At 69.9% G+C, this 16,755-nt stretch carries 16 protein-coding genes; 10 read left to right on the top strand and 6 right to left on the bottom strand.

Going from position 1 to position 16,755, the window contains the following annotated elements:
* Positions 1–13: 13 nt before the first annotated feature.
* Positions 14–709: a DUF2293 domain-containing protein gene (locus ACFYW8_RS16220; RefSeq protein ID WP_389074303.1), complete on the bottom strand. Its 696-nt coding sequence runs from the start codon at positions 707–709 to the stop codon at positions 14–16.
* 141 nt (positions 710–850) lie between these two features.
* Here ACFYW8_RS16220 and ACFYW8_RS16215 point away from each other — a divergent pair, with 141 nt between their 5' ends.
* Both ACFYW8_RS16215 and ACFYW8_RS16210 read left to right on the top strand, forming a co-directional pair.
* Positions 851–1,492: a uridine kinase gene (locus ACFYW8_RS16215; protein ID WP_389074299.1), complete on the top strand. Its 642-nt coding sequence runs from the start codon at positions 851–853 to the stop codon at positions 1,490–1,492.
* A gap of 235 nt (positions 1,493–1,727) precedes the next feature.
* Entirely contained in the window at positions 1,728–2,165 is a 438-nt protein-coding gene (locus ACFYW8_RS16210; RefSeq protein ID WP_365874324.1) for a CBS domain-containing protein, read from the top strand.
* A gap of 288 nt (positions 2,166–2,453) precedes the next feature.
* Here ACFYW8_RS16210 and ACFYW8_RS16205 read toward each other — a convergent pair whose 3' ends face one another.
* Positions 2,454–3,581, bottom strand: coding sequence for a magnesium and cobalt transport protein CorA (locus ACFYW8_RS16205; RefSeq protein WP_365874326.1), 1,128 nt, complete (start codon positions 3,579–3,581; stop codon positions 2,454–2,456).
* Positions 3,582–3,838: 257 nt separating this feature from the next.
* Between ACFYW8_RS16205 and ACFYW8_RS16200 the strand changes: the two genes are divergently transcribed.
* Positions 3,839–4,633 (top strand): methyltransferase domain-containing protein, encoded by a 795-nt coding sequence (locus ACFYW8_RS16200; RefSeq protein ID WP_365874328.1) that lies wholly within the window; start codon positions 3,839–3,841, stop codon positions 4,631–4,633.
* Between the two features lie 59 nt (positions 4,634–4,692).
* Here ACFYW8_RS16200 and ACFYW8_RS16195 read toward each other — a convergent pair whose 3' ends face one another.
* Positions 4,693–5,667 carry a carbohydrate kinase family protein gene (locus ACFYW8_RS16195; protein ID WP_389075109.1) on the bottom strand — a complete coding sequence of 325 codons (975 nt, stop codon included), beginning with the start codon at positions 5,665–5,667 and terminating at the stop codon, positions 4,693–4,695.
* 20 nt (positions 5,668–5,687) lie between these two features.
* Positions 5,688–6,593: a pseudouridine-5'-phosphate glycosidase gene (locus ACFYW8_RS16190; RefSeq protein WP_389074290.1), complete on the bottom strand. Its 906-nt coding sequence runs from the start codon at positions 6,591–6,593 to the stop codon at positions 5,688–5,690.
* 156 nt (positions 6,594–6,749) lie between these two features.
* Here ACFYW8_RS16190 and ACFYW8_RS16185 point away from each other — a divergent pair, with 156 nt between their 5' ends.
* Positions 6,750–7,112, top strand: coding sequence for a cupin domain-containing protein (locus ACFYW8_RS16185; RefSeq protein WP_389074285.1), 363 nt, complete (start codon positions 6,750–6,752; stop codon positions 7,110–7,112).
* A 213-nt stretch (positions 7,113–7,325) separates the two neighbouring features.
* Here ACFYW8_RS16185 and ACFYW8_RS16180 read toward each other — a convergent pair whose 3' ends face one another.
* Together ACFYW8_RS16180 and ACFYW8_RS16175 are read right to left on the bottom strand one after the other, a co-directional pair.
* Positions 7,326–7,880: a methylated-DNA--[protein]-cysteine S-methyltransferase gene (locus tag ACFYW8_RS16180; RefSeq protein ID WP_389074281.1), complete on the bottom strand. Its 555-nt coding sequence runs from the start codon at positions 7,878–7,880 to the stop codon at positions 7,326–7,328.
* Positions 7,881–7,960: 80 nt separating this feature from the next.
* The gene (locus tag ACFYW8_RS16175; RefSeq protein WP_389074278.1) at positions 7,961–8,827 is read right to left on the bottom strand and encodes a glycerophosphodiester phosphodiesterase; all 867 of its coding nucleotides are present in this window, start codon (positions 8,825–8,827) and stop codon (positions 7,961–7,963) included.
* Positions 8,828–9,104: 277 nt separating this feature from the next.
* On the opposite strand from ACFYW8_RS16175, the gene ACFYW8_RS16170 reads away from it, so the two are divergent.
* The 6 genes from ACFYW8_RS16170 to ACFYW8_RS16145 all read left to right on the top strand — a co-directional run bounded on the left by ACFYW8_RS16170 (position 9,105) and on the right by ACFYW8_RS16145 (position 16,713).
* Entirely contained in the window at positions 9,105–9,977 is an 873-nt protein-coding gene (locus tag ACFYW8_RS16170) for an MHYT domain-containing protein (RefSeq protein WP_365874338.1), read from the top strand.
* A 40-nt stretch (positions 9,978–10,017) separates the two neighbouring features.
* Positions 10,018–12,150 carry an excinuclease ABC subunit UvrB gene (gene uvrB / locus ACFYW8_RS16165; RefSeq protein WP_365874340.1) on the top strand — a complete coding sequence of 711 codons (2,133 nt, stop codon included), beginning with the start codon at positions 10,018–10,020 and terminating at the stop codon, positions 12,148–12,150.
* 161 nt (positions 12,151–12,311) lie between these two features.
* Positions 12,312–12,890, top strand: a complete 579-nt coding sequence (locus ACFYW8_RS16160) for a TerD family protein (RefSeq protein ID WP_261703411.1) — start codon at positions 12,312–12,314, stop codon at positions 12,888–12,890.
* 43 nt (positions 12,891–12,933) lie between these two features.
* Complete coding sequence (locus ACFYW8_RS16155) at positions 12,934–14,961, top strand: TerD family protein (protein WP_389074267.1); 2,028 nt, start codon at positions 12,934–12,936, stop codon at positions 14,959–14,961.
* Positions 14,962–15,291: 330 nt separating this feature from the next.
* Entirely contained in the window at positions 15,292–16,281 is a 990-nt protein-coding gene (locus ACFYW8_RS16150) for a TerC/Alx family metal homeostasis membrane protein (RefSeq protein ID WP_365874345.1), read from the top strand.
* Between the two features lie 129 nt (positions 16,282–16,410).
* The gene (locus ACFYW8_RS16145; RefSeq protein WP_365874347.1) at positions 16,411–16,713 is read left to right on the top strand and encodes a hypothetical protein; all 303 of its coding nucleotides are present in this window, start codon (positions 16,411–16,413) and stop codon (positions 16,711–16,713) included.
* Positions 16,714–16,755 lie beyond the last annotated feature (42 nt).

Below are 16,755 nucleotides of genomic sequence, written 5' to 3'. Positions count from 1 at the left end.
CGCGAGCGTTCGCTTACGCCCGTGCCGTGATGTCGTCCCGCCATTCCCAGAGCCTTGTGTCCACTGTGGCCGCGATCCTGCGGCGCGCCTCGTACCGCGAAACGCCGCTCATCAGCAGTTGGTCGTACGGGGTCTCCGTGTGCCGTACGGACGCGCGGACCGCAGCGGTGACGGCCGCCTCGGACAGCGCGCGGCCCGCCGAGCTCCGCCCCACCCGCCCGCTGCCGCGCACCGAGGCATGCGCGGCGATCGCTCGCGCCCTGTCGGCCGGACAGTACGGAAACAGCCGGCGTATCTCCCGCGCGAACTCGTCCGTGAAGCGGACGTCCTCCGCCTCCCGGCGTCGCGCGTCCCGGGCCCGGCGTCGCCGCCGTGCCTCCGCGTCCGCCAGACACCGCTCCTCGGCCAGGGCGAGCGCCATCTCCTCGACCATGACCCCCTGCCGTTCGTACCGGCCCCGCCGCCGGTTGAACCGCACCACCACGGCCGACAGCGTGCTGCCCTCCCGCGATCTGCGCGTCAGCGCGGTGTCGCCCCGCGGCAGGAACACCAGGTGCCCCAGATCCGCACAGTCCAGACACCGAGGTGCCCCCTCCTCCAGCACCAGCAGCGCGAGCGGCCCGCTCCCGCACTCGACACAGCGCCGCTTCTTGAGCGGCTGGACGACGAGAAGCCCGCCCCGGTGCGGGGGATCAGCGATCGGTGCCATACGCGGTTCATTCCCCGGACCGGTGCCACATCTACGTCGTCGGGCGATGCCCCCGCACGTCCCGCGCCCCGGTGGCAGGATGCCTCCCGCGCCCGCTCGTGGTCCGCCGCGCCGACCAGGTCTCCGCGGGCTCGCGGCATCATGGGCCCTGTGCGACTTGAAGCGATCACCTGGGAACGGCTCGGCGACCTCCTCGCCGACCGTCTGCTCGATCTGAAACCGGAGAACGGCAGCCCCTGGCCACGTGTCGCCTTCGACGGAGCCCCGGCCGCCCGCCCCGGCGAACTCGCGCACCGTGTCTTCGAGGCGCTGCGCATACGCGGCCGTTCCTCGCTGGTCGTCGGCGCGGAGGGTTTCCTGCGCCCCGCCTCGCTCCGGCTCGAATACGGTCACCAGGACGTCGAGGCGTACTACGACGGCTGGGTCGACACCGGTGCTCTGTGGCGCGAGGTCTTCGGCCCCCTCGAACCCGGCGGCGACGGCAGGGTCCTGCCCGACCTCTGGGACCCCGCCAAGGACCGGGCCACCCGCAGCCCCTATGTCCAACTCCCGCCCGGCGGAATCCTGTTGCTCCATGGCCCCCTCCTCCTGCGCCACTGGTTCCCGTTCGACCTCAGCGTCCACGTACTTCTCTCCCCGGGTGCCCTCCGCCGCCGTACCCCCGAGGCGGAGCACTGGACCCTCCCCGCGTTCGCCCGCTACGTGAGCGAGGTGGACCCGGCCATCACGGCCGACGTCCTGGTCCGAGCCGACGACCCCCGCCACCCGGCGTGGAACGGCTGACCGGCATGGAACGGTTCCCCACGACTGCCGTCCGCTTCCTCTCAGCCGTCGCCCCGTCGCCCCATGGCCCGTCCCCTCGACCTTCCCCGGTCCGACAGCCCTCGCCCGGTCCGCCGCCCGCCCGGATACGCGTACTTCCAGGTGCGCGGCCCCTGGGGCGCGGCGAGAATATAGGGCGCCGGGACTAGCGGTGTGTTCCGCGCCGCGCCGGCCGTCCGGCACCGGGAGGTACTACATGACCACCGCCGGAGACATCATGCACCGTGGTGCCCAGTGGATCCCCGCCCACGAGACCCTGGACCGCGCCGCCCAGCTGATGCGCGAGCTCAACGTGGGTGCCCTGCCCATCAGCGACCAGAACGAACGCCTCTGCGGCATCCTCACGGACCGCGACATCGTCGTCGGCTGTGTGGCCATGGGCCATGACCCGGCACAGGTCACCGCGGGAGAGATGGCCCAGGGCACACCGCGCTGGATCGACGCCGGCGCCGATGTCGGCGAAGTGCTCCAGGAGATGAAGGGGCACCAGATCCGCCGGCTTCCGGTGATCGAGGACAAGCGGCTGGTCGGCATGATCAGCGAGGCCGACCTCGCCCAGCACGTCAGCGACGAACAACTCGCCTCCTGGGTCGAGAGTGTCTACGCCAGGGGCGCGGGCAGCGCGACGGGCTGACCCCCGTCGATTCCCCGACCTTCCCGACCGGCCCGATCCGACCGACCGAAAAGCCCTGCGCAGCGACCCGGGCGATCCGACCCGAGCGACCCGGCTCGAAGTGACCGGGCTCGAAGTGACCGGGTCCCAAGCGATCCGACTCGAAGGGAGCGCACTTGAAGAGAGCGGACAACCGGGCCGCACCTGCGACCCGAGGCTGACCACGTCGCATCACCCGCTCCCGCTCTTCGGTCCGTGCCGAATACGCGGCGCGCTCTCGTCCGGCCGGTGCACCGGGCGTGAGACGCGTCAGAGCCAGCCGTTGCGCCTGAACCCTCGGTAGAGGACGAGGCAGCCGATGGATATGGCGCCGATGACGATGGGGTAGCCGAACCTCCAGTGCAGCTCGGGCATGTTGTCGAAGTTCATGCCGTACACGCCGCAGACCATGGTCGGTACGGCGATGACCGCCGCCCATGCCGTGATCTTCCGCATGTCCTCGTTCTGCGCCACGGTCACCTGTGCGAGATGCGCCTGCAGGATCGAGTTGAGCAGTTCGTCGAAGGCGGCTATCTGCTCGGTGGCCCGCAGCAGATGGTCGGAGACGTCCCGGAAGTACGCCTGTATCTCCGGGTCGACCACGCGGGTCGGCCGGGTCGCCAGCTCCTGGACGGGCCGGGCGAGCGGGACCACGGCCCGCTTCAGTTCGAGGAGTTCACGCTTGAGCTGGTAGATGCGGCCTGCGTCGGTGCGGGCGCCGTTGTCGGCGAACACATCGGCCTCGACCTGGTCGATGTCCGCCTGGACCGAGTCCGTGACGCTCATGTAGTCGTCGACCACATGGTCCGCGATCGCGTGCAGCACCGCGGCCGGCCCCTTGGACAACTGCTGCGCATCGGACTCCAGTTCCTCGCGCAGCGGGCCCAGGGAGCCGTGCCGTCCGTGCCGCACGGTGATGACGAAGTCCGGCCCGACGAACACCATGATCTCGCCGGTGTTCACCACTTCACTGGTCGCTGTCAACTCCGTGTGCTCCACGTAGCAGACGGTCTTGAACACCGCGAACAGCGTGTCGCCGTACCGCTCCACCTTCGGACGCTGGTGCGCCTCCACCGAGTCCTCGACGGCCAGCGGATGCAGGTCGAAGAGCTCGGCGATGTCCGCGAACTCGACGTCGGTCGGTTCGTGCAGTCCGAGCCACACGAATCCCTCGTCCCGCTTGCGGATCCGCTGCACGGTGTCGACCAGATCGCGGCCCTCGGGGATCCGGGTGCCGTTCCGGTACGCCACGCAGTTCACGACCGCGGAGCCCAACGGCGACCGGGCGGGGTGACTCAGGTCGACACGGCGCCGGCGCCGCGTCAGCCGTGCCACTCTGCGGAGGCCGTCGACCGCACCGAGAGCCGTCACCCTCCGCAAATTCCCTGCCATGGACATCTGGATCTCCTCGCGTGGATCTCCTCGGGCCGCACTTTGCGCCTGGCGCGCCAGTCTGCCAGGCCTGGTCGGACACCGGAAAAGGCTGTGGGAACGGAACGTTCCGTTCCGTGATGCGGAGTGCTCCGCCGGCTCGACGCCGCACGGCGTCACTCGTCCGGCGCCCGGTACCGCCGGGTGGACCTGCGGGCGACGCGGGTGCCGACAACGGGAGCGTCAACGATTCCCGACAGCGGGTCGACTGGGATGATCTCCTCATGACGCGAGCCGACGGGTATCTCCTCGACAACCAGCAGTCCGAGGCGGGACAGCGTTTCGACGCCCTCGCCGCTCTCTTCGACCCCACGACGTTCCGGCACATGGAGCGCTTGGGCGTCGGGTCCGGCTGGCGCTGCTGGGAGGTCGGGGCGGGCGGCACGTCCGTCGTGTCCTGGCTGGCCAAGAAGGTGGGCCCGACGGGGAAGGTCGTCGCGACCGACATCGACACCTCATGGGCGGCCTCCGTCGCACGCTCGCCGGTCGAGGTCCGCGTCCACGACGTGGGTGCCGAGGAACCGCCGGGGGAGGGCTTCGACCTCGTGCACGCCAGGCTCGTACTGGTCCATGTGCCGGACCGGGAGAGGGCGTTGCGGTCGATGGTCAAGGCCCTGCGGCCCGGCGGCCGGCTTCTCGTCGAGGACGCCGACCCCGCACTGCAGCCTCTGCTCTGCCCCGACGAGTACGGCCCCGAGCAGCAGCTCGCGAACCGACTGCGCCAGGGTTTTCGCAAACTGCTCGCCGATCGCGGCGCCGACCTCGCGTACGGCCGCAAACTCCCGCGGCTGCTCCGGGAAGCCGGGTTGCGTGGCGTGGAGGCCGACGCGTACTTCCCCGTCACCTCACCCGCCTGCGACACGCTGGAATCCGCGACGGTCCGGCAGATCCGCGACCAGCTCGTCACCGCGGGCCTGGCCACCCAGGAGGAGATCGACCAGCACCTGGCCAACGTCGCCGCAGGGTCGATGGACCTGGCGACGGCGCCGATGATCTCGGCCTGGGGGCGCAAGAACTGAATGAGAGTGGGATACCGGCAATCGGGTGCCACGGGTACGTAGCCATGGGGCCGAGGTGTTCAGCGGACCCGCGTCTCTCCTTCGTGCAGCCGTCGGCTTCCCGCGGGCGGTCTTCCGCCGACCCGTTCCACGGCCTTCGCCCCCGCCGCGCACCCCGCTGTCGTCGCCTCCTCGGGTTCGGCGCCCGCGAGCAGTGCGGCGAGGAACGCGCCGGTGAACGCGTCGCCGGCGCCCGTCGTGTCACGCGGCGTCGCGGGCAGCGCCGGGACACGGGCCCGGACGGATCCGGAACGGGCTACCAGGGCCCCGTCACTCCCCAGCTTGGCGACGACCAAGGGGAAGTGGCGGCTCAGCTTGGCCGCCGCGTCGGCCGGATCGGGCAGCCCGGTCAGCAGGCAGGCCTCGTCACGGCTGGGCAGCAGGACGTCCACCCCCGCGCAGAGTTCGAGGAAGCGGTCCACGCCCAGTTCCGTCAGGAACCCCGCCGACGCCGGGTCGAGGCTCACCGGCACACCACGCGCGCGCGTCGACTCCAGTACCACCGAGACCAGCGCCCGGCTCGGCTCGGAGAAGAACAGATAGCCCGACAGATGCAGCCGCGCGACCCCGTCGAGCAGCGCGGGCGACCAGTCGCCCGGTGCGAGCCGCAGTGACGCCCCACTGTCCGTGAGGAACGTCCGCTCCGCCGACGCGCCGGTGTCCACCAGGCAGATCACCGTTCCGGTCGGCGTCTGCGGATCGGTCACCAGGAGGGGCCGTACGCCGCTCGCCGCGAGTTCGCGTTCGTGCCACGCCGCGGAGTCGACGCCCACCCGGCCGAGCAGCCGCACCTCGGCGCAGCCGTCGTACACGGCCCAGCACGCGACGTTGGCACCGGCGCCGCCCGGTACGGTCCGGACGGCGGCGACCGTGTCGGTACCGGCCGCCAGCGGTCCGCGATGCCGGGCGACGACATCCGTGACCACGTCCCCGACGACGAGCAGAGCGCCTTCGGCCAGGTCGCCGCGATCAGCCGTTACGGCGCTGCCGACCAGGGTGCTTCGGTCCGCGTCGCTCACGCCCCCGCCCAGGCTGCCGCGATCCGCCCCGCGAGGCGTACGTTGCCGCGGACCGCCGCCAGATTGGCGCCGAGTGAGGCACCGTCCGTGTGCCGGACCAGATAACCGAGCAGGAACGGTGTCACCGCCTGTCCGGTCACCCCCTCCTCCTCGCACGCGCGCAGCGCGTCGGCCAGCACGCGCGCGTGGAGCGCGGGATCGAGCTGGTCCTCCTCGGGGACGGGGTTCGCGACGATGAGCGACGAGTCGGGGGCGTGCAGCGCGTCCTGGGCGCGCATCACCTCCGCCACCTGCTCGGGAGACTCCAGGGTCCAGTCCACGGGGTGCCCCGAGTCGGACAGATAGAAGCCGGGGAACCGCTCCGTGCCGTACCCGGCCACCGCCACGCCCAGCGTCTCCAGGCGTTGGAGCGTCGCCGGCACGTCCAGGATCGACTTGACGCCCGCGCACACCACCGTGATCCGGGTACGTGCCAGCAGGCCCAGATCAGCGGACTCGTCCTGGGTCACCGTCCACTCGCGGTGCACACCGCCGAGCCCTCCCGTCGCGAACACCCGTACCCCCGCGCGCGCCGCCAGCAGGGCCGTCGCGGACACGGTCGTCGCTCCGCTCGCCCCTGCGGCCACCGCGAGCGGCAGGTCACGGTGGCCCAGCTTGCGGATGCCGTCCTCGTTCGCGACCCGCTCCAGCTGGTCCTTGCCCAGACCGACGTGAGGCCGGCCGTCGAGCACGGCGATCGTCGCGGGTACGGCGCCCTCCTCCCGGACGACCTCCTCCAGTTCGAGTGCGACCTGGAGATTGCGCGGGCGGGGCAGCCCGTGGGCGATGATCGTCGACTCCAGGGCCACCACCGGCCGGTGCGCGTCGAGCGCCTCCCGTACCTCTTCGGACACCACGATCACGTGCCTGCCTCCTGCTGTCGGTCGACGTTCCCCGTCCCTGGATCTCTGGCGGGCGGCGCGCCCGGCCAAACCCTGGCGCGGAATGTCTTCGAGGCCCCGCACAACGAGTGGACCCTCGTCGCCCCGGGGGCGGGCAAGCCTTTAGGGTGTCCGCTCATGACCATGAACTCCCAGGCCACACCGTCCTTCGCCGTGCACATTCCAGACGCCGAACTCGAACCCGAGCCGCTGGACCCGGCCCAGATCGTCTCCGGCGACCCCGCTGTGACGGGCAAGGTGCTGTGGGAGTCCGCCGACGGCAAGCAGCTGCGCGGCATCTGGCAGATCACGCCCGGCGTGGTGACCGACACCGAGGCGAACGAGCTCTTCGTCGTCGTCAGCGGCCGCGCCACGATCGCGGTGGAGGGCGGCGACGTCATCGAAGTGGGCCCCGGCGACGCGGCCTTCCTGCGCGAGGGCGACCGTACGACGTGGACCGTCCACGAGACGCTGCGCAAGGCCTACCACATCAGCCTCTGAGGATCTCAGGAGCGGACGCTCCACGGCACGCGCACAGCGCACGTCCCCGCCTTCCGCCCGAAGGCCGGGAGGCGGCCGTGAGCCGCTCTTCGGGGCGTACTCACGCGGGCTTGTTCTCCCGCGGGGCCGCCTTTCCGCGCCGTCGGTCTCCCGCGCGGGCTGTGCCCGGGAGGCCGCGATGCGTACGAGGCCCCTTCAGCTCCCTCCGCGACCTCAGAACAGCGGTTCCGGGAGGACTCCTTCGAGCGCCAGCAGCTTCCGCTTGGTCTCCAGGCCGCCGCCGAAACCACCGATCCCGCCGTCACTCTCGACCACCCGGTGACAGGGCACCACGACCGGCAGTGGATTCGAGCCCATGGCGACCCCCACGGCCTGCGCCGCCCGGGGCTCGCCGACCCGCCCGGCCAGGTCGCCGTAGGCCACGACGGAACCGAACGGCACGCCCGAGTGCAACTCGCGCAGCACCTGGCGGTTGAACCCCGAGATCAGCGACCAGTCGAGCGGCAGGTCGAAATCCTGCCGCTCGCCCGCGAAGTACGCCTCGACCTGGCGTATCGCCTCGGCCAGCAGAGGGGACTCCGGCGCCTCGACGAGCTCGCCGCCCAGACGGGACGCGAGCCTGTCGAGTGCCTTGTCGCGTACCGCGTCCGACGCGTGGAAGACGACATTGACCAGGCCGTGGGGCGTCGCCGCGAGGAGCAGCGGACCGATGTCCGTGCCGACGACGGACCACACGACCCGCTGCTCGTACCGCGTGTGGCTGTTCATGCGATCCACCGTACGGCCCGCCACTGACAACGCCCGGGGCGCCCACAACGGCATCCGTCCGCGCCCCGGGCGATGGCGTGCTAGCGCAGAGCCCGGCGGATCGTGTCGGGCACGTTCGTGATGACGCCGTCGGTCCCGAAGCCCGCCAGGCGCCGCGCGGTGGCCGGCTCGTCCACGGTCCAGGCGAACACCTTCATCGGGCCGTGCGGACCGTGGAGGGCGTGGACCGCGGAGACGTAGTCGGACGACAGCGACCGGTGATCCGAGTTGATCTGGTCGGCGAACTCCGCGTACCGGGGCAGCCGCGCGACCGGAGGCGTCCCGAGGAAGGCCATCGTGATGCCGGGCCGCAGCCGGTGCACCGTCCGGACACTGTGCGCGCTGAAGCTCTGGACGATCAGCCTGTCCCTGAGGTGCACCGGGTCGAGCCAGCCCTCGTTGCTCAGGAGCCTGAGCGTCTGTCGCTCGATGCCCGGATAGAGCTCCGGGTTCTTGATCTCCAGGACGAGTTTTTGGTGGTTGCGCGAGACGCGTTCCATGTACTCCCGCAGCGTCGGCACCTTCGCGCCCGCGAACCGGGGGCCGAACCAGCTCCCGGCGTCCAGGCGGGCGATCTCGGCCGCGGTGAAGTCCCTGACGTTCCACGGGCTTCGCCCGGGGTAGACCTCCTCGACGTCGGTCGTGCGTGCCAGCGATGCGTCGTGCAGGACGACCAGCCGGCCGTCGCTGGTGCGCTGGACATCGTTCTCGACCCATTCGAACCCCAGCTCGGCCGCGCGGTCGATGGCGTCCAGGGTGTTCTCGGGCGCATCGGCCGAGGCGCCGCGGTGGGCTACGACCAGCGGTGCCGTGATTCGGCCGCCGGCCTTGGCATGCGGGCTGGGCAGTATCAAAACGGCTCCCCCAAGAAGCGCGGCGGTCGTGGCGGCGGCAACGCGCGCGTGCATGCGTTCTCCTCGCGTCGGACGATCACGGACAGCACAAGATTGACAGCAGAGAGTCGACGGAGGGGTGAAGCGAGATGGCCGCGGATTGAATGGAGTTGTCCAAGTCCGCTCACTGGCGCCGCAGAAGTGGGGAGAGGTCGTGATTCTTTGCCGGATTATCGTTCGACCATTCCGGTGGGGGTCATACTCTCGCCTCAGCCCGGTCCGCTCCGGCGGTCCGGAGGGCGGGGGCGTTCCGGGCAGTTCCAGGAGTAACAGGCGGGAAAGGCAGCCGCGTATGCAGGGCACGGTCGACGGCTTCACCTACGGGCTCGTCACACCGCTGGTGGCGTATTTCATGGCCTGTCTGGGCGGAGCGCTGGGACTTCGCTGCACCACCAGATCCCTGCTCGTCGCCGGTTCCTGGCGCGCCGGGTGGCTGGCGCTCGGCTCGGTCGCGATCGCGTCCGGCATATGGACGATGCACTTCATCGCGATGATGGGATTCACGGTCGAGGAGACCCCCGTCCACTACGACAAGCCGACGACGTTCGCGAGTCTGGGCGTCGCCGTCCTGATGGTCGGCGCCGGGATCTTCATCGTCGGCTACCAGGGCGCCACCGGGACGGCGCTCTTCACCGGAGGGACCGTCACCGGCCTGGGCATCGCCTCGATGCACTACCTGGGCATGGCCGGAATGAGGCTCAACGGGAAGCTCGCGTACAACACCCTCACGGTCTCCGCCTCGGTCGTCATAGCCGTCGTGGCCGCCACCGCCGCCCTCTGGGCAGCGGGACAGGTCCGCGGATTCCTCTGGAGCGTGGGCGCGAGCCTTGTCATGGGGCTGGCCGTCAGCGGTATGCACTACGCGGGCATGGCCGCGCTCAGCGTCCATCTGCACGGTTCGACCGGCGCGGCCCCTGCCGGGGACTCGGCGGCGGCGCTGCTCGCGCCCATGATGATCGGCCCCCTGGCCTTCCTGTGTCTGGCGGGCGTCGTCATGATGTTCGATCCGCAGATGGTCATGGGCCGGCCCGACCGGCGTCCCGCGGAGATCAGGCGACCGGGCATCCCGGCCCATCACGTCGCCGGGCACGCCGGCCGTCGTCCGGCTGTCCGTCCCGTGCAGGAGCGTGCCTACCGCCGCTCCCGCGCCCCGCAGAGCAGGTGATCGGGCCCGGTTGTCAGTGCGGGGTCGTACGGTGGATTCCATGCGGCCCGTATCCAAGATCGAACGTTCGGTGGCGCCCTTCGAGGTCGTCAGCTCCTTCCAGCCGGGCGGTGACCAGCCCACGGCCATCGCCGACCTGGAGAAGCGCATCCGCGCAGGTGAGAAGGATGTCGTCCTGCTGGGTGCGACCGGCACCGGCAAGTCCGCCACCACCGCGTGGATGATCGAGAAGCTCCAGCGCCCCACGCTCGTCATGGCACCGAACAAGACGCTGGCCGCCCAGCTGGCCAACGAGTTCCGCGAGCTGCTGCCGAACAACGCGGTCGAGTACTTCGTCTCGTACTACGACTACTACCAGCCCGAGGCGTACGTCCCGCAGTCGGACACCTACATCGAGAAGGACTCCTCGATCAACGAGGAGGTGGAGCGCCTGCGCCACTCCGCGACCAACTCGCTGCTGACCCGCCGCGACGTCGTCGTGGTCGCCTCGGTGTCCTGCATCTACGGCCTCGGCACTCCGCAGGAGTACGTGGACCGGATGGTCAGCCTGAAGGTCGGCGACGAGATCGACCGCGACGACCTGCTGCGCCGCTTCGTCGACATCCAGTACACACGAAACGACGTGGCCTTCGCGCGCGGCACCTTCCGGGTCCGGGGCGACACCATCGAGATCTTCCCGGTCTACGAGGAGCTCGCCGTCCGCATCGAGATGTTCGGCGACGAGATCGAGGCCCTGTCCACGCTGCACCCCCTCACCGGCGAGGTCATCAGCGACGACGAGCAGATCTACGTCTTCCCGGCGTCCCACTACGTGGCGGGTCCCGAGCGCATGGAGCGCGCCGTCAACGACATCGAGAAGGAGCTCGGGGAGCGTCTCGCCGAGCTGGAGAAGCAGAGCAAGCTCCTGGAGGCCCAGCGCCTGCGCATGCGGACGACGTACGACATCGAGATGCTCCGCCAGATCGGCTCCTGCTCCGGTGTCGAGAACTACTCGATGCACTTCGACGGCCGTGAACCCGGCTCCCCGCCGAACACGCTGATCGATTACTTCCCGGACGACTTCCTGCTCGTCATCGACGAGTCGCACGTCACCGTTCCGCAGATCGGCGCGATGTACGAGGGTGACGCCTCCCGCAAGCGCACCCTCGTCGACCACGGCTTCCGGCTGCCCTCCGCCCTGGACAACCGCCCCCTGAAGTGGGAGGAGTTCCAGAAGCGCATCGGTCAGACCGTCTATCTCTCGGCGACCCCGGGGAAGTACGAGCTCTCCCGCTCGGACGGCTTTGTCGAGCAGATCATCCGTCCCACCGGCCTCATCGACCCCCAGGTCGTCGTCAAGTCCACCGAGGGCCAGATCGACGACCTGGTGCACGAGATCCGGCAGCGTACCGAGAAGGACGAACGCGTCCTGGTCACCACGCTCACCAAGAAGATGGCCGAGGACCTCACCGACTACTTCCTGGAACTGGGCATCCAGGTGCGATACCTGCACAGCGACGTCGACACCCTGCGTCGTGTCGAGCTGCTGCGCGAACTGCGCGCAGGCGAGTTCGACGTCCTGGTCGGCATCAACCTGCTGCGCGAGGGCCTCGACCTCCCCGAGGTCTCCCTGGTGGCGATCCTCGACGCGGACAAGGAGGGCTTCCTGCGCTCGGGAACCTCCCTGATCCAGACCATCGGCCGCGCGGCGCGCAACGTCTCCGGCCAGGTCCACATGTACGCCGACAAGATCACCCCGGCGATGGAGAAGGCCATCGAGGAGACCAACCGCCGCCGGGAGAAGCAGATCGCCTACAACAAGGAGAGGGGCATCGATCCGCAGCCCCTCCGCAAGAAGATCAACGACATCGTGGCGCAGATCGCCCGCGAGGACGTCGACACCGAGCAGTTGCTCGGCTCCGGCTACCGCAAGACGAAGGACGGCAAGGGCGCCAAGGCCCCCGTCCCCGCGCTGGGCGGCAAGGCGACCCGGGCCGCCAAGTCCGCCAAGGGCAAGGACGCCGTACCGACCGACCGCCCCGCGGCCGAACTGGCGGGGCAGATCGAGGAGATGACGGAGCGGATGCGCGCAGCGGCGGCCGACCTCCAGTTCGAGATCGCGGCCCGTCTGCGCGACGAGGTGTCCGAGATGAAGAAGGAGCTGCGGCAGATGAAGGAGGCGGGAATCGCCTGACGGTCACGCTGGTGGAGCCCGGACCTCGGCCGACGCTCGGTGTGTTGCAAGACCGACACAAAGCATGCCCCAGGGGTCGGCGCTGTCAGTGCCGCTGCGTAGGGTTCTGTTCATCCGCGGACTCCGCGGCAACAGGGGACAGTTCGAGAGGGGAACAGCGCGTGACGGTCAACATGACCAAGGGTCAGGCCATCAGTCTGCAGAAGAACGACGGGGGCACGCTGACCGCGGTCCGTATGGGACTCGGCTGGCAGGCGGCCCCCCGGCGCGGCCTGTTCGGCTCGCGCACCCGGGAGATCGACCTCGACGCCTCCGCCGTGCTGTTCGCGGACAAGCAGCCCGTCGACGTGGTGTTCTTCCGTCACCTGGTCAGCGACGACGGCTCGGTGCGGCACACCGGTGACAACCTGGTCGGCGGCGTGGGCCAGGGCGGCGACGACGAGGCCATCCTCGTCGACCTGCAGCGCATCCCGGTCCACATCGATCAGATCGTCTTCACCGTGAACTCCTTCACGGGCCAGACCTTCCAGGAAGTGCAGAACGCGTTCTGCCGGCTGGTCGACGAGACCAACGGCCAGGAACTCGCCCGCTACACGTTGGCCGGCGGCGGCCAGTACACGGCCCAGATCATGGCGAAGGTGCACCGTTCCGGAACCGGCTGGCAGATGACGGCCCTCGGTACTCCGGCAAACGGCCGCACGTTCCAGGACCTGATGCCCGCGATCCTGCCGCACCTGTAAGCGGTCGGCGCACACGCACGCAGCGACATAGGGGGACAAGACGATGACGGCCGAGCTGGTCAGGGGGCAGAACCACCCGCTCTCCCACGTCCGTCTCGAGGTCCGTGTCTCGGCCGGGAAGCCGATCGTGGCAGGGGCCACGCTCGGCGACGAGCAGGGCAGGGTCCGGGGCGTCGAGTGGGTGGCCCACCCGGGCGCGCCCACGCTTCCCGGGCTCGAGGTCTCCAAGCAGGCGGCGGCCGATCATCGCCTGGCCTTCGACCTCGACGCCCTGCCCCCGACCGTGCATCGGGTCAGCGTGCTGCTCGCGCTGCCCACCGGGGTCGGCGGCCCGGTCCGGTTCGGCGCCGTCGCCGCCCCCTTCGTCGCGGTCACCGGCCTAGACGGTTCCGAGGTCGTCACCTACACCCTCACCGGCCTGGACGCCGAGTCCGCCGTCGTGGCCCTGGAGCTCTACCGCAGGCAGGGAGCCTGGAAGGTCCGCGCGGTCGGCCAGGGCTACGCGGGCGGCCTCGCCGAACTCCTCACCGACCAGGGGCTTCCCGAGGCCCGGCAGCTCGCGGGCACTATCAACGAAGCGGTGGCCCAGGGCCTGGCGCGGTCGGTGGCGGCACCTCCGCCGCGCACCCCGGAAGCGGACCGGTCACGACAGGCGGCCGCCTCGGCGCCGGGGCCGGACCAGCCGTACGCCGGACCTGGACCGCAGGGCACCCCCGGGACCGTGACGCCGCAGCAGTCCCCGTACGACCTGCCCGGTCCGCAAGGAGCCACCGCTCCGCTGAGCGGACGTCCGGGGGGTTCTGCGCAACCCGACCCCTCCGCGGTCGCACAGCCGCAGCCCACCGCCGGTGGCACGATCAACTACAGCCACCCCGGCCGGCAGACCGCCGCCCCGCCGCCGCCCCCGCCGACCGCCCCGCCGGCCCAGCCCGGACAGCCCGCCCTGCCCGTCGCGGGAGACGCGACCGGCTGGTCCATGGAGGAGCGCCTGTACAACCAGGTGTGGGGAATGTTCGAGGACCTGGCCCGGACCGTCGCCGCGTACCGCAGCGCCGTCGACTTCGCCGACTCGCGCATGGAGAAGGAGCTCGACCACGTTCTGTCCGACCCGCGCAGCCGGATCGGCGGGGAGGGTGACGCCGCACGCGAGGCCGCCCGCGCCAAACACGCACACCTGGTCGACCAGGCCCGGGCCGTCCTCGACCGGGATCTCGCCCAGCTCACCGCCGAGGTCGAGGTCGTGGAGCCCGCGTTGCCGATGGCCTACGCGAGCTGGGACAACCCGGTCTGGCACGGCTACCGCGCGCCCATGGAAATCCCTATGGCGCTACGGCTCGGCGACCTCCGGCTGCCCGAGAGCGAGAACCTGAGCATTCCGATGCTGGTGCGCCTGCCGCTGGAGCGCGGCCTGTGGATCGACAGCGGTCGCGCCTCCCTGGAGGGCACGCTCGCCGACTCCGACCAAGTGCGCCGCCTCGCCATGGACACCGCCGTCGCGCACGCCGCCCGGCTGCTCGCCGTGTACCCCGCGGGTGAGTTCACCGTTCACGTCATCGACCCGGCCGGCGCCGGAGCCTCGTCCCTGGCGCCCCTGACCCGGTCCGGGGTGCTAGGCAGCCCTCCGGCCGCGGGTGCCGCGGGGGTGTCGGACGTCCTGACCCGTCTCACCCAGCGCGTCGACCTGGTGCAGATGGCGTTGCGCGGGGGAGCGGCCGACTCGCTGCCGCCCGGTCTCGACACCGCCGAACAGCTGCTGATCGTCAACGACTTCCCGCACGGCTTCGACGATCGCGCCGTGACCCAGCTCCGCTATCTGGCGGACGAAGGGCCGGCCGTCGGCGTCCATTTGATGATGGTGGCCGACCGGGAGGACGCGGCTGCGTACGGACCGCTGCTCGACGCCCTCTGGCGGTCACTGCTGCGGATCACGCCGGTTCCCGACGACAATCTCGCCGACCCATGGGTCGGACATGCGTGGACCTATGAGCCCTCGCTCGTTCCCGCGAACAGCCAGGTGCTCCAGCAGGTCCTCGCGCAGGTCGCGGCGGCCCGCCGGTCGTGGAACCGCTGACCCAGCCTCCTTCGGCCTCTCCGTGGGACCGGCACGAGCGCAGAGTCCAAGCTGCTTTGCCAAGCATCCGTAAAGCGCACTGACCAGGCAACTTGGCCTTTCTTTTACTGATCCCTTTACCTTTTCTTGGTGATTCGGGTACTCTTTTTCCATACGGAGGGGAGTACTCCCTACCTGCTGCGACGCACCCGTCAATACGGATCGAGTCTGATCCCGGGACGTCGGCCCGCAGGCTCCGGGGCGCACCCAGCGCCCCGTCGGCCTCGGGTGGAAGAGACCTCCGGTGGCGAACGACGCTGAAATCTGCCGTTACGTACTGCCGGAGGCGCAGTGAATGTTTCCCTGACCCTGTGGGTCCTGACCATCGTGGGGCTGGCCGCACTGATCGCGGTCGACTTCTTCATCGGCCGCAAGCCGCACGACGTATCGATCAAGGAAGCCGGAGTCTGGACCGTCGTCTGGATAGCCCTCGCCGGGCTGTTCGGACTCGGGCTGCTCCTCTTCGCCGGAGGAGAGCCGGCCGGAGAGTTCTTCGCCGGCTTCATCACCGAGAAGTCGCTGAGCGTCGACAACCTCTTCGTCTTCGTCCTGATCATGGCGAAGTTCGCGGTGCCCTCGAAGTACCAGCAGCGGGTGCTCCTCGTGGGCGTCCTCATAGCCCTCGTCCTGCGCACGATATTCATCGCCGCCGGCGCCGCGATCATCGCGAACTTCGCCTGGGTCTTCTACATCTTCGGCGCGTTCCTCATCTACACCGCCTGGAAGCTGATCCAGGAGGCCCGTGCCGACGAGGACGACGAGGAGTTCGAGGAGAACAGGCTGCTGAAGGCCGCGGAGCAGCGCTTCGGCGTGGCCGACCGCTATCACGGCACCAAGTTGTGGATCCGGCGGAACGGCAAGCGCGTCATGACGCCGATGCTGGTCGTGATGCTGGCGATCGGCACCACCGACGTGCTCTTCGCACTCGACTCGATCCCCGCGATCTTCGGTCTGACCCAGGACCCGTACATCGTCTTCACGGCCAACGCGTTCGCGCTGATGGGCTTGCGGCAGCTGTACTTCCTCATCGGCGGCCTGCTCAAGAAACTGGTCCACCTCAGCTACGGCTTGTCGGTCATCCTCGGCTTCATCGGCATCAAGCTCGTTCTGCACGCGCTGCACGAGTCCGGCGTCCATGTTCCCGAGATATCCATCCCGGTCTCGCTCGGCGTGATCTGCGCGGTCCTCGTGGTCACCACGATCACCAGCCTCACCGCCACCAGAAGGCGGGCGGCGCGCGAGCAGACCGAGAGCGCTCCGAAGGAAAGCATCGACGTCTGACCACGTCGAACGTAGCAACAACCACCCCCGGGAGCGGTGCGTGGCGAATTGCCGGCCATCGCTCCCGGTGCTTGCTTGGATCCCGAGCGTCTCCCGTCCCGGGAGCGCCCGGGACGGGTGGAGGAATCCATGAAGTTCGTGCAGATCATCGACATCGAATCCGAGCGGATGGACGAGATGCGTCAGCTCGTCCAGGAGGCTGAGAAGCGCAACGCCGGCCGCGAGGGCGGCCCTACCCACCGGCTCGTCCTGAAGGACCGCAACACGCCCAACCGCTACCTCGTACTGATCGAGTTCGAGTCCTACGAGGACGCCATGCGCAACAGCAGTGACCCGGAGACGGGAAGGATGGCGGAGCAACTGGCCGCGCTGTGCACGAGGCCGCCGTCTTTCACGGACTGTGACGTCCAGGAGATGACCGAGCTGAAGTAGCGGTCCTGAGCTGAAACAGTGCGGTCCGCTCCCGGGGGCGGC

Source organism: Streptomyces sp. NPDC002742 (genome assembly GCF_042888885.1).
GTDB lineage: Bacteria > Actinomycetota > Actinomycetes > Streptomycetales > Streptomycetaceae > Streptomyces.
The sequence above is the reverse complement of the archived record's forward strand: the minus strand, read 5'-3'. Positions and strand labels throughout refer to the sequence as shown.